Consider the following 13,518-nt stretch of genomic DNA (forward strand, 5'->3'; position numbering starts at 1 on the left):
TCGCGAGGGTAAGGGCTGTGGTCAATTGCAAAATAAAAGGCTCTAAGTATGGGGACTTAGAGCCTTTATAAGCCATCTGTTGGATCGTTCAACCGATCATTTATCTCTTAACTGATCGGCATTAGCCCAACCGGGCGCATTTTACTTAGGGGGATAGGGTTACCTTTCTTGGTGCAAATCAGAAGAAATCGCGGTACAGCATGTAAAGGTGCGCTGCACTCCAGGAGAAGTTGGACGCGCCCTGAACCGCGCCGGTTTCCGGGTTGTAGTTCTCTCGAATCGCACCGTCTGCCGTCATGCCTTCGGCGTTTTCAAACAGCTGGTGCGCCATTTGTACCGCCTCAGTGCCGTAACCGTAATCTTCCATCGCTTTCACGCCAAAGTAGAACTGATCCAGCCACACACGGCCGCGCCAGTAGATATCTTTGCCGTAGGCAGGGTTGGTCTGGCTAGCGGTTGGCAGCGAGATACCCAGGCCAGAGAAAGCATCTGACGTAGCAAACTCATCCGGATTGGTCATGGTGGCAATAACCTTGTCTGCCAACTCTTGGGTTGCTGCGCCGTTGAACAACGGGCCCCAACCTTCCGGCCCGCGGCCGCGCTCAACCAGTGGTTTACCGGCACACTGCACACCATCTTTCAGGTAGGTGGTGTCGTTACCGTCCTGATCCACCATACGGATGTCGTAGTAGAAACCGGTCGCCTCATCGAACATGCAGGTGTTGATGTAGGTTTTGATCTTGTCGGCACCGGTGCGGAATTCGTCAGCGCGGTCTTTACCGTCTACACCTGCTGATACACGCTCTGCCATGTCAGCCAGATAGAAGTTATCTGAATACATGTAGGATGCCTGGTCGACAGATTCCTGAAGCATGGAGAAGCCCAGCAGTGCATCGGTTTTCGCGTCGCGGTTTTCACCGAAGCGTACCTGCCAGTCTTTACGTGCCAGTGTCAGGTCACCGTCGTGTGCGCTGTCAGCGTAGGCTTTCAGTTGATCGTCGTAGATAAAGCCAAAGCGCGCGGCGTTATCCATACCGGATTCCCAACCCGCCGCTTCCTGCGCGCCGACGTGCAGATCGGAGTATGTCACTTCGTTCAGCACGCGGTTGTAGTTGTTCACGCCGATCACTTTGTATTTGGCTTCGCTGTCCACAGCCTTAATGAACTCGGCATCGGTGCCGAACTTTGCTGTCAGGTCTTCGGCTGTCACCACTTCCACATACATGCGGCCATCGTCAGTGTTGTGGGCTGGGTCTACCGCCGCACCGTATTCCGGAATGCCGTTGCCGTTGTGATCACGGTTGGTCAGCCACCAGTCATGGTAGGCCACCAGTTTTGGATACATTTCATCAATCCACGCCTGTGCGTCGGCAGGGCGGTTAAATTCGTTACGCAGGGCATGGTAAATCTCCATGACTGCCCACGCAGCCAGAGAAGGCTTGGTGTTGCGCTCGTTCCAGTTCTCAGAGCCCGCGCCGCCGCGGCTTTCCGGTGCGGTGTAGGTCACCACATCCAGCAGGTAACCTTTGTCCTGTGGACGGATTGGGTCATCTTCCTGCACCTGGTACTGGAACACGGTGCGGATGTTTTCCATTGCCACATCCGGGTTGAAGTGCGCCATGGCATACGCCTGCTTCCAGGTATCCCACGGCCAGGTCAGGTTGCCGGAGAACCAGCGTGCGGTGACAGATGGTGTCACTGTATCGTGCTCTACTTCACCGGCTGCTGAGCGCCAGTTTCCGTTCAGCGTCATCATGGCTTTCACGCCCACACGCGCTTGCTCTGTGGTGGCGTCGGTATTGGTCAGCCCTTTACCCAGATACGCTTTCCAGCGCTGCTCTGCAGCCTTCATGTAGCTGTCAGGCTTATTCAGGATATCTTTGATTTTCGCGCTTTCAGCCGCCACTTCTTCGGCGTTGTGCAGGTGCGAGAAGGTGGTAAAAATGCGGGTTTCCTGATCGCCATTTAACGTCACTTGCGCGGTTTCGGTGTACGCAAGGTCGTTCAGTTCGGTTTGGGTCTCGACTGAGCGGGCAATGACAAAGGCAGCATCGGCATCGTTGCGGATCGCCCAGTTGCCTTTCATCTCATTGGTAGAAACGGTCAGGCCAAGATCGGTTTTTTCCATCTTGCGGCCGTAATTCGGGTAGTAAGTATCTACCGTCTCGGTTGGGCGGGTAGAGATTGCATGGGTCAGCAATTCACCCTGCCATTCTGCGCGGAACGTACGGTTTTTGCCGCTCAGGTCAGCCAGCTTGGTTTCCAGCAGGGAAGTACGGTTGGTGGCGAAACGCAGTGTCAGGGACACTTTCAGTGATGGCGTAGTCAGCTCCTGCACCAGGGCATCCGGCGTGCTGTAAACCTTGGCGTCTGCTGCTGAAAGGTCAATGATTTCGCCGCTGTCCAGGTCGGTCAGCACCAGTTTGTCGAAGGTTTGGTCTGAAATGTAGTGCGCGTACTCCTGCGTTACCTGCATGATGCCGCCGACAGCACCATAGCCATTTTCATCGCTTGGTAGCAGGTGGCCGTGCCACGCGCCGTTGTCGACAAAAGCATTGTATTTCAGGTTGCTGTACTGGTCGTAATCACGCAGGAACTGCGGGTTACCGGTGCGATCCAGAACGTCAGTGTATTGCGTAAGTGACACGCCACCTTGATCGGTTACCACGTCATCGCTGTTACAACCTGCCAGTGCCAATGAAAGCACAATGCACGCAGAAAGAGGGGCTAATTTAAACTTCATACTACACCTGTCTACACATCAGAAATGGGCTGCGTTTAGCCTCGTTGTTGGCCTTTTATAGGCCTCGTTATTCGCGCCGAATCATAGTGTTATCGGGAAGTTTGATTTGATAGCAAGATCACGCCGAAACGCTTCGTTACCTGAAATTACAGGCAGGGGTGTGCAGCGCTTTTCACCGCCTGTAAAACGTTGCAAATCGATATTTTTGAGACCGGTTCAGACAATAATTGGTGGGGGTTTGGGCTCGCGGTTATGGCGCTGTTTGGCGAAAAAAGTGTGGTGGATTTCAGGTGCGGAGGTATTTGTGGCACCAATGAATTGCGCCAGAAAACGGAACCAAAGTCCCTAAACAGATCAGGGACTCAGGCTTGGCGGGCGTTGGCAACCCCCTCCGATTTTTGATACGGACGATTTAGCGCAAAAAGAGCGCAAAAAAGATTTTCTGCCACCAGCGGTTGTAAGGGGGAGACAGCAGTTTTCCCGGGTTTAATTTACCGCGTTGAAACACAGTTTTGGCGTGACTGAAGGTTCGGAACCCCTCAATGCCATGGTAATGACCCATACCGGAAGCGCCAATCCCACCAAACGGTGTGTCATCCACCGCTACCTGCATCACGGTGTCGTTGACCGCTATAGAGCCTGAGTGGGTGTGTTGGGTGACGAAGCGGATGAAATCCTTATCAAACGTCATCAGGTACAGTGCCAGAGGACGGGGTTGGTGGCGCAGTGTATTAATCACATCATGCACATCTTTGTAAGTGATGATGGGGAGCAGCGGGCCGAATATCTCCTGCTGCATAATGGCGCTCTCTTTCGATGGGTTGACCACCAGGTGCAGTGCCATTTTGCGCTTTTCCGGGTCAATGGCCGGGTCGGCAAGGGGAATGGTGGTAATGCCCCTTTTGTCGGCATCGTCCATCAAGGCTTTCAGGCGGTTGAATTGGCGTTCAGTGACAATGGCGGTGCGGTCGTCACTGTCGATACCTTTCGGATAGGCTTCGTTCCACTTCACTCGCAGCGCTTCAACGAACTCTTCCAGATTGTCTTCGTGGACGTAGACATGATCCGGCGCGACGCAGATTTGCCCTGCATTCAGGTTTTTGCCAAACAGCACCCGCTCGGCAGCGAGCAGGGGCTCGATGTCCGGCGCGACGATTACCGGCGATTTGCCGCCAAGCTCCAGTGTCACCGGGGTCAGGTTTGCGGCGGCGGCGGCCATCACTTTTTTGCCCACTTCGGTAGAGCCGGTAAACATCAGGTGGTCAAACGGCAGGCGGGTAAACGCCTGAGCCACGGCTACATCGCCATCCACCACACAGACTTTGTCCTCATCAAACGCATCGGCCAGTAAGGCTTTGACTGCCTGCGCGGTGAGTGGGGTGAATTCGCTCATCTTCAGCATCGCCCGGTTACCTGCGGCAATGGCAGTGATCAGCGGGATAAGGCTCAGGGTGATGGGGAAATTCCACGGAACGATAATGCCGACCACCCCCAGAGGCTGGTAATGAACCTCCACTTTAGCAGGGGCGAGCAGCATCCCGGTTGAGCGGCGAGACGGCTTCATCCAGCGTTTCAGTTTGCGCTTGGTGTAGTGCAGCATCTGGAAACAGGGCAGGATGTCAGCCATCAGGGTGTCGCTGCGGCTGCGGTGGCCGTAGTCATTCGACAGCGCCGTCACCAGGGCTTCGCTGTGCTTTTTCAGCGCCTTCTGAAGGCGAATTAGATCATTAATACGCTCTGCATATTCCGGAAACGGCTGCTGGGTTGTCACTGTGACCAGACGGGCGAACTGGGATTCCAGTTCGCTGATTTGCTGTTCCACCGGCATTCCGGCTTTCATCGAGACCACGGTCATAATGCGCATCCTGTGCGTGTCGGCAAAGTATTCCCTTAACATTAAGGTCAGACCAGCTTGTTCGCAAGTTACACACTTATGCTTTGTTCACAGTTTGGTGTTGTCTATCCGCTTCAAATGTTTCGAGAAATTTCCCAAAGTATGCCGATATTGCATCCGCGTTGCTTTTCTCACCCATGGCTTCAAGCAGGGCAATACCCACTTCACAGGTACACAGGGAACCATCAGGCTGGTTGCGGCGCAGGGTGTAGCCTGTCACCAGACCCTCCGGCAATTTTACGGTGGGCACATCCTGAAGCCATGGACTCTGGCGCAGCATTTTCCGCGCCTGTTGCCAGGTGGCATCGACAATAATGAAATGCACCGGCTTGGCCTGCGGCTTTGATCTGGGGCGGGCGATAATGTCTTCCAGCTCTGATGCATCTTCACCCGGAAAAACCAGATAAGGCTCGGCTGCCGGGTCGGCAAGCAGGGTTAACAGCGCCGCCGGTGGCGCTTTGCGTTGCCAAAGATGGCGTCGGCAATGGGGCAACGCATTCTCCAGCAACTGGCCGGTATTGGTCGAACGCTGGGCTTCGGTCTCGTGCATTAGCAGCTCGATACGCACTTGGCTGTTGAGTTGTGGCACTGCGTCACACAGACAGTTGTAGTGAAATCCGCAGCGGCTGCAAGGTTCTGGTTTTTGTTTCACGCAGTTACTCCAGGATGGCGCCTTGCTGTTGTGGGTAGATACCGTCGGCAAACAGCGTGGTATCGGCACTGTCCGGCATGGACACTTTCGGGGCGACCGATGGGTTACCCGGATAGCGTTGACCGTCAAATTGCAGCACATGGGTGGCAGCTTTGGCACCACCGCCGCCCACCGGCATGATCAGATCGTGCCAGCCATTGCTGGTGGTATTGCTCATCTGGAAAGGCAAATGCACCAGGGTGATACGGCTGTTGAACTGCCAGCTGCCGTTGTCATTGCCAAATACCAGCAGGGTACATCCGCCGCTGCCGCACCAGTCGGTGAAAATCAGCAACTCCGGCTGGCCGTCATCATTCAAATCCTCCGTCAGCCAGCGGTAGCGGGTTCCTTTGGCCTGCTCGGTGCCTGTTTCGCCCAGATAGGCTTTGAAAGCGGCATCGACAGCGGCATTAAAGGCGGCGCTGCCATCAACGCCGTTTTGCTGCATGGCTGCGCCTTGGCTGCCCACCATCAATGTTAGGCTCAGGCCATTTGGCCCCAGACTGTATTCCTGTCCACCGATAATTTCGCTGCCAGCATGCAGGGTAAAGCCATTGCGGCTGAACAGGCGCTCGCTCACCAGATATTGTCCCTGATGACGGGTCATCATCACCTGAATCTGGTTGTCATTCACCTGTTGCCACACACCGCTTTCAATCACGTCTTCTTCACCTGCCTGCGTGTAGGTGGTAGTGGCTGAATGGTCAGGATTGAGTTCCAGCGTTGTCGTCAGCGTGGTATTGCCGAGCGTTGTCGTGCCCTGATAGTCACCGACCCAGGCTTGGGTTGGATCGTCGGCAGACAAGGTGGCGCAGCCTTTCTGGGTTTTCCAGCCTGCGTCAAAGCTGGCTGTCCAGCCGTAGATGCTGTCACTCATCCCATCGCTGCAAAGCGCCGGGTTCAGGGTCAGGGTTGCGCCATCGGCCTCATAAACCCGGGCTTGTTGGGTGATATCGCGCTGGGTCAGCGGGTAGTCGACCGCCTCTTCACCCAGTTTGCGGTACTGGAGTGTATTGCCAGTAACAGACACCGACCAGAACGGCTCAGTGCCGGAAGCGACCGTCTTGTTACGCGCCTGGCTGCAGCCGTCAATTTCTGCCGAAATAAGGTTCATCTGGGTCACTTTGAAAGTCGCCGGGTAGTCGGCGGGGAAACCGTCAACCGGCGGTTTGACGAACTCACCAATCACTTCGCCATAGACGCTTTCGTAGGGGGCACGTACCAGTGACTGGCTGTCCTGACTGACCGAAGGCGGCAGCGACAACCAGTATTGGGTTTTGCCGTTGCACGGGGTGATGGTACTGACTTCGTGGCCAAGGACGATTTCACCGCGCAGCATAAAGCGCTGTGGCGTAATGGTAGGCACCTTAGCGGCCTGAGGATTCAGGGCATCGGAATTGCCAAGTTCAACCGGGCCGGACGGTGTCTGGCTACAGCCAGCGAGCAGCGCGGCGGCAAGGATTCCCAGTGATGGAATAAGGTGGCGTTTTTGGATGTTCAACAGCGATCCCTCTTTTCATTCAATGCCTAACAGAGTACAACCAAGGCAAGCGCAATTCAGTAAACGGGGAAATTATGGCGTATTGGTTAATGAAAACCGAGCCTGATACGTTTTCAATAGACACCTTAAAACAGCAAAAGGTCTCTTGCTGGGAAGGTGTGCGGAATTATCAGGCCAGAAACATGATGCGTGATGGAATGAAGCTGGGCGATCAGGTCTTTATCTACCACTCCTCATGCAAGGATGTCGGCGTGGTGGGCATTGCAGAAGTGGTTAAAGAAGCCTATCCCGACCATTTCCAGTTTGATCCTGAAAGCGACTACTTCGACCCTAAAAGCTCGCCGGAAAATCCGCGCTGGATCATGGTAGACATTGAATACCGTCAGCACTTGCCCCTGGTGTCGCTGGCCAGGATAAAAGCCAATCCGGCGCTTGTGGATATGCCATTGGTGAAAAAAGGCAGTCGTCTGAGCATCATGCCGGTGACGGATGAGCAATGGCAGGACATTCTGGCGATGGCTGAAAAGCGCCGCGGATAACCGCAAAAGAAAACGGCAGCCAGGGGGAGGGCTGCCGTTACTGCATCTTAAACCTTTTCCGAAACGGCTTAACCCAGCAGATGATCTTCCAGGTAGTGCGCGACCGCTTCGTCAGCGTTGCTGCCAATCACTTCATTGTCAGGCAGGGTTGCTTTTACGCGAGGGTGCGCCGTTGCCATGATCAGGCCTTTGTTGGCGGCACTGAGCATTTCCACGTCATTCATACCGTCACCAAACGCGATACATTCGTTCAGGCTGAAGCCTTTGATTTCGGCCACCGCTTTCAGTGCGTCACCTTTAGATACGCCCGATGCCATCACTTCCAGACAGAACGGGGTAGAGAAGGCTACGCTGACTTTGTCGCCAAAAATCTCGTTGAATTTTTTCTCGTAACCGGTCAGGTAGTCGTGGTCATGACGGATGAAGAAGATTTTCGCGACGTCTTCAGTCGGTGGGTTGTCCACATCGAACAGGGTTGCACTGAAGCCGGAATCTTTGTGGTATTTCTCCAGATCTTCGTCAACGCGGTTCAGCAGCCAGTCATTTTCACGGTAAATGTGAATGGTGATGGTTTCGTCGTTTTTCACCATTTCAACCAGTTGGGCAACCAATGCAGAGTCAACGTTGCGGCTGAAGATCAGGTTGTCGTTCTCGTCGTGCACACGCGCACCGTTAGAGGTGATCATACAAGCCGGAATGCCAACGCTTTTGCGGATGTGTGCCACGTCGATGTGGTGACGGCCAGTTGCGAAAACAAAGTGTTCGCCTTTGGCGTGCAAACGCTGCAGGACATCACGTGTGTAGGGGGCAATAGTGTGCTCCGGAGTCAGCAGGGTGCCGTCGAGATCGGATGCAACGATTTTGTACATGGATACCTCAGTGAAGCAGGGAATGTGTTATTGGACGTTCCCAGTGTATCCATTAAAAGGGGAAATAAAAGGGATCAAAATGTCGGCCGCTTTTTCCTGTTTCGGTTAAATGGCCGACAAGGCGTGCAGAAAAGTTATGCAGTCTGTTCGAGTTCCGCGTCCTGTTCGGCCAGAGAATCAAAGAAGTTCAATGCCAGTGATAACGCTTGGTTGCGGATAACGTCTTTTTCGAACAGGAGTTCGTGGCGAGAGTCGGCAATAATATCGAACTGGATCGGTAAACCGGCAAGCTGACGTTCACGGTGGAAGCGGAACATGGCGTCGGTACTGACAATCTCATCCCGTGCCGCCTGCATCAACAGGATTGGCATCGTGATGGTTGCAGCTGCCGTCACGGCGCGTTCGCAGGCTTCAATGCTTTGCCAAATCCACTGGGCACTCGGGCCACCGACTTTCAGTGTCTCGTCATTTTCATACAGTTCGCGGAACCATTGATAGCGCGCTTCTGACTGGGAAAGCAGGTTGTGTTTGAACGGCTTGGCCCAGTACGGCACCTGTCCTGGTGCAAATCCTGCCGGATGCTGGAGTTTGGCCAGCAGTTTACACAGGGGTTTGGCAGCCACCTGCAGCATCGGGGAAAGGTTGATGCCAAGCATCGGTGCACTGAGGGCGATAGCGTCAATCGCAGCAGGATTGCGCGCCGCATAGAGTGTCGAGATTGCACCGCCCATGGAGTGCGCCAGGATGACACGTTGCTGGTGTGTTTTTTGCGTCACCACGGTGTCGATAAAGGTAGTGAGATCGTCCACATAGTCATCGAACTCCACCACATGGCCGATATCGCTGCCGCTTACCAGGCGCTGACTGTGGCCCTGGCCGCGATGGTCATAGCTGTAAACGTCGTAGCCTTTGATGAAAAGGTCGAAAAACACTTCCTGATATTTGGCAACGCCTTCTATGCGTCCGTTGACTACCACAACCGCGCGGGTGTGCTCCGGTTTGGTAAAGGCGCACCAGTTCAGGCGCAGGCCATCATTGCCGACAAACTCGCCCTGTTGGCGCGATGCCCAAAATGGGGCAATGGCCTTTTCCATGGTCTCGGTCAGTGCATCCTCGCTGGAAAATAAAAAAGGGTGTTCAATTGGCATGTGCGTTCCGCTGTATATTTCTCGTTAATACCGGATCTGTCGCGGCATTTTGTCAGCCGATTTGGCTGTCCGTTGGTATTAGCATACCACCTGTGACGCGGTATGCTCGATAAGAGTGAGGATTCTATCAGTCCACGAAGAGTCACGCTTTGAATACAGAAAAAGAAAACAGCCGGCTGAACCGGCTGTTTGACGGGGCTGTTTTCAGGCCTGCTTAGGGCGTGAAGTTGAAATAGGTTGCTGAACCTGGACCCACCGGCATGCCTGCAACAAATACCCACAGGTAGAAGAACACGCTCCAGCCCACCAGGAACACCAGGGTGTAAGGCAGCATGGTGGCGATCAGGGTACCGATACCCAAATCCCGTTTGTAGCGCGCTGCGACTGCCAGGATCAGGCCGAAGTAGCTCATCATCGGGGTGATTAGGTTAGTCACCGAGTCACCGATACGGTACGCCGCCTGAATGGTTTCCGGCGCGTAGCCAACCAGCATCAGCATAGGCACAAAGATAGGCGCGGTCACTGCCCACTGTGCAGACGCTGAGCCCAGTGTCAGGTTGATGATGCCGCACATAATGATGAAGGCGAAGAACAGCATAGGACCAGTCAGGCCGATGCTCTGCAGGAAGTCTGCGCCGCCGACGGCAATCACCTGACCGAAGTTGGTCCACTTGAACAAGGCAACGAATTGCGCGGCGAAGAACACCAGTACGATATAAAGCCCCATGGCGCTGATGGATTTTGCCATCGCGTCAATCACGTCACGGTCGTTGTTCATGGTGCCGACGGTTTTACCGTAGACAAAGCCAGGGATGGCAAAGAACACCAGAATGAAGGCCACGATACCTTTGAGGAAGGGCGAACCTGCCACAGCACCGGTTTCAGGGTGACGCAGGATGCCCCACTCCGGCACGATGGTCAGTGCCAGCACGGCAGATACCGCCAGTGCCGCAATACCGGCATTGCGCATGCCACGCTTTTCAAGTGCCGTCACTTTACCGGCAGCCTGCGCTTCAAAGTCTTCCGCTGCCATGGCTTCATCGTATTTGCCCAGCTTAGGTTCAACGATTTTTTCAGTTACCCATGCACCCAAAATGGTGATGAGGAAGGTCGACGCAAACATGAAATACCAGTTGGCTTCAGGGCCGACGGTGTAGCTTGGGTCAATCATCTGCGCCGAGGTTTCGGTGATGCCTGACAGCAACGGGTCAACGGTACCCAGCAGCAGGTTGGCAGAGTAACCGCCGGACACACCGGCAAAGGCTGCCGCAAGGCCTGCCAGCGGATGGCGGCCCAACGAGTGGAAAATCATCGCTGCTAGCGGGATCAGAACCACGTAGCCCAGCTCTGAGGCGGTGTTGGAAACAATACCGGCGAACACCACGGTCAAGGTGACCATACGGCGTGACGCGCCCATCACCATAGAGCGCATGGTGGCGGAGAGCAGGCCGGAGTGTTCCGCCACGGCCACACCCATCATGGCGACCAGAACTGTCCCCAGAGGTGCAAATCCCGTGAAGTTTTTTACCAGATTGGTCACAATCAATTGAACGCCTTCGGCATTGAGCAGGCTTTTCACATAGATCATGCCATCTGCCGCGCGGCCAGCGGCACCTTCAGGGCGGGGGTCGGCAACAGACAGGCCAAAGTAACCGGCAATACCCGATGCGAAGAAAATGATCACGCACAGCAGTGCAAACAGGGTGACCGGGTGCGGGAGCAGGTTACCGAGGAATTCGACGGTGTCGAGAAAACGGGAAAAAAACGTCTTGTTCTGCTTCCCGGCATTGTGTTGGTGCGAAACTGATGATTGCATCAGAGCCTCCATGTCATACAACTATCCATTTTTGTCTGGGTAGCATGCTAGGCCATAAAAAAGCTAAAATGCAATACATAAGTCTATTATTTGACACGTTTCCGGCCACATAAATTAATCATTCGGTAACAATTGGCGATAAATTCTGTTTATTTATTGTTCTTTGTGTCGATGGGATCACAGTGGGATTCTGTAGTGAAAAGAGGAAGGAATACGGCGGGAAAATGAAGAAAAATATCTTCTATATTGAGCTGCTGAGAGTGGTGGCCGCAGTCGCCGTGATCGCGATTCACGTATTAGGCCCCTATCGCTATATAAACGGTCAGATCCCGCTCAGTGACTGGGTTTCCGCCATTGCCATCAATGGTGCCAGCCGTTGGGCGGTGCCGGTATTTATTATGATTACCGGTGCACTATTGCTTTCAGACACCCGGCCATTTTCGCCACGCTATTTTGTCCGCCGAAGATTGATGAAAGTGTTAGTACCGTTTTTGGTCTGGTCTGTTTTCTATGCGTTTCTGGCGGGGTTTTCGTTACAAAATGTAAATTGGACGGAATCTGTACAGCGGTTAACCAGCCTTCCTTACGAGGAAACCTATTATCACCTTGGCTTTTTCTACTATTTTATCCCGCTCTATTTTCTTGTTCCGATACTGCGTCCGGTTGTTCAGCGTGATGATCCGGCGCTGTTTTATACCTTACTCGGCTGCTGGCTGATTTTGTGTACCGCGCGGTTGATGGGCGTTTCACTTGGGCTGGTGGAAGATCTGGTGCTTTACGGCGGTTACCTGCTGCTCGGCGTTATGCTCCACCGGCAAAAACTGCCTGTTCGCATACTCTTGTTTATCGGGCTGCTGGCACTTGTCGCCACCGAATACACGGCTATTTTAGGGAGTGTCTCAAAAGGGGCATACACAAGTGCGGGCTGGTTTTCCTATAAAACAGTGAACACTGTGTTAATTGCCGCGGCGGTATTTGTCCTTTGCCAGCGGTGGGCGGATAAGGTTTCGGTGCCCGTGCAACGGAAAATCGCGGCAGTCAGCCGACACTCGCTAGGGATATATCTGGTGCATCCGCTGTTTTTGTGGCCGGTGAGGGAGCTGGCATTTACGCTATCCATGGCGTGGCTGTTTATTCCGTTGATGACACTGGCTGTGTTCGGGGCTTCCTATCTGGCCAGTGTCGCATTATCCAGGTGGCGGTTAACGGCGTGGCTGGTGCCCTGATCACTGCACCCGTTGCAGTTTGGCGAAGTGGATAAAATCCAGGCCGCGGTATGTCAGGGTGCCACAATCTCCCGGTTGCAGGGCGTGGTAGTAATGGATGCCGACCTGGAATTCGCGTTTCGGGCCACCTTCGATCGGTTCAACATAAAGCCAGTATTCTTCCGGCTCCTGATTTTGTTGGGGATTGGGAATGGTGACCGATTGTTTATCCAGAATGCGGATATCAATGGTGCGTTCTTCTGCGCCGTGCCCCAACATGTGTTTTTGGTAGGTAAGCAAGAAGTAGACACCGGCAATCACTAACAGGGCGACAACGAGCAATATCACAGAAATGGGCACGGTTTTCTCCTTTATCCGGCCATAACGGGCCGGAGATGAGTTTACTTCACTGCAAAGGTTCGCAAACCTGAGAGGCGAGAGATTCGTGATCAGCAACACTTATCGCCGTGCACTTTGTCGTTAATGTAAGCACCAGTGTAAACAAAGTTAAATGGCGTTCTCAGTTTTGCGTGGATAGCGTAAGCTAATGATATATGGGTAATGATTTTAATCAGGGAGGCCAGCATGGATGATATTGCCATTGTCGTGAGACAGAGTCGGCGTCTGGAACGGCTTCTTAAGGAACATTATCACGCCAAGGGGCGTGGGTTGCATGAACTGGTGACCAGTTGCCAGGAGCGTTTGCCCCACGACGTGATCGCCAAATTGCGCTTTGTCGCTACCATCCGCAACAAAGCGGTGCATGAAGATGGTTACGAAGTGGATGATATGCGCGGGTTTATGAATGCCTGTAAGCAGTGTGAAAAAGAGCTGCTACCGCGCAGCAACCGGATGATCTGGCGTGTTGCGTTGTTCCTTATATTTGCGGTTACCGCCGGTGCGGTATGGTTTTATATCGAAAACTGGCGTCATATCGTTGGACACTGATGTCAACGCCGTAAGGTTTTCAGACAAGGGCACCCGAAAGGGTAATGCCAGTCAGTTAAGCTGACTGGCTTTCTTTTTATTGGGGTATTTCTTTGCCTTAGGCTTCACGGCTCTCGGGTATATTCGATCTTCTCGCTTAATGGGCAACACATGATGTATCGCCT

Annotated in this window: 11 protein-coding genes; 3 read left to right on the forward strand and 8 right to left on the reverse strand. The window is 53.7% G+C overall.

What is annotated here, in order from left to right:
- Positions 1-178: 178 nt before the first annotated feature.
- The 4 genes from ygjK to KU854_RS24255 form a co-directional block, all read right to left on the reverse strand.
- Positions 179-2,743, reverse strand: a complete 2,565-nt coding sequence (ygjK, locus tag KU854_RS24240; protein ID WP_218360804.1) for an alpha-glucosidase — start codon at positions 2,741-2,743, stop codon at positions 179-181.
- 412 nt (positions 2,744-3,155) lie between these two features.
- Complete coding sequence (locus KU854_RS24245) at positions 3,156-4,598, reverse strand: coniferyl aldehyde dehydrogenase (protein WP_218360805.1); 1,443 nt, start codon at positions 4,596-4,598, stop codon at positions 3,156-3,158.
- A gap of 76 nt (positions 4,599-4,674) precedes the next feature.
- Positions 4,675-5,289 (reverse strand): tRNA-uridine aminocarboxypropyltransferase, encoded by a 615-nt coding sequence (locus KU854_RS24250; RefSeq protein WP_218360806.1) that lies wholly within the window; start codon positions 5,287-5,289, stop codon positions 4,675-4,677.
- Between the two features lie 4 nt (positions 5,290-5,293).
- Positions 5,294-6,829 (reverse strand): COG3650 family protein, encoded by a 1,536-nt coding sequence (locus KU854_RS24255; RefSeq protein WP_218360807.1) that lies wholly within the window; start codon positions 6,827-6,829, stop codon positions 5,294-5,296.
- 74 nt (positions 6,830-6,903) lie between these two features.
- Here KU854_RS24255 and KU854_RS24260 point away from each other — a divergent pair, with 74 nt between their 5' ends.
- The gene (locus KU854_RS24260) at positions 6,904-7,368 is read left to right on the forward strand and encodes an EVE domain-containing protein (RefSeq protein WP_218360808.1); all 465 of its coding nucleotides are present in this window, start codon (positions 6,904-6,906) and stop codon (positions 7,366-7,368) included.
- A 68-nt stretch (positions 7,369-7,436) separates the two neighbouring features.
- Here KU854_RS24260 and KU854_RS24265 read toward each other — a convergent pair whose 3' ends face one another.
- The 3 genes from KU854_RS24265 to KU854_RS24275 all read right to left on the reverse strand — a co-directional run bounded on the left by KU854_RS24265 (position 7,437) and on the right by KU854_RS24275 (position 11,201).
- Entirely contained in the window at positions 7,437-8,237 is an 801-nt protein-coding gene (locus KU854_RS24265) for a Cof-type HAD-IIB family hydrolase (RefSeq protein WP_218360809.1), read from the reverse strand.
- Between the two features lie 134 nt (positions 8,238-8,371).
- Positions 8,372-9,385, reverse strand: coding sequence for an alpha/beta fold hydrolase (locus KU854_RS24270; protein ID WP_218360810.1), 1,014 nt, complete (start codon positions 9,383-9,385; stop codon positions 8,372-8,374).
- 214 nt (positions 9,386-9,599) lie between these two features.
- Entirely contained in the window at positions 9,600-11,201 is a 1,602-nt protein-coding gene (locus KU854_RS24275; RefSeq protein WP_218360811.1) for an AbgT family transporter, read from the reverse strand.
- A gap of 224 nt (positions 11,202-11,425) precedes the next feature.
- Between KU854_RS24275 and KU854_RS24280 the strand changes: the two genes are divergently transcribed.
- Positions 11,426-12,427: an acyltransferase gene (locus KU854_RS24280; protein ID WP_218360812.1), complete on the forward strand. Its 1,002-nt coding sequence runs from the start codon at positions 11,426-11,428 to the stop codon at positions 12,425-12,427.
- Here KU854_RS24280 and KU854_RS24285 read toward each other — a convergent pair whose 3' ends face one another.
- Positions 12,428-12,766: a DUF2500 domain-containing protein gene (locus tag KU854_RS24285; protein WP_218360813.1), complete on the reverse strand. Its 339-nt coding sequence runs from the start codon at positions 12,764-12,766 to the stop codon at positions 12,428-12,430. It abuts the gene before it with no gap.
- A gap of 225 nt (positions 12,767-12,991) precedes the next feature.
- Between KU854_RS24285 and KU854_RS24290 the strand changes: the two genes are divergently transcribed.
- Positions 12,992-13,354 carry a hypothetical protein gene (locus KU854_RS24290; RefSeq protein WP_054780493.1) on the forward strand — a complete coding sequence of 121 codons (363 nt, stop codon included), beginning with the start codon at positions 12,992-12,994 and terminating at the stop codon, positions 13,352-13,354.
- The last annotated feature ends 164 nt before the right edge of the window (positions 13,355-13,518 follow it).

Origin of the sequence: Enterovibrio paralichthyis, assembly GCF_019209835.1 — a bacterium.
In the GTDB taxonomy this organism is placed as follows: Bacteria; Pseudomonadota; Gammaproteobacteria; order Enterobacterales; family Vibrionaceae; genus Enterovibrio; species Enterovibrio paralichthyis.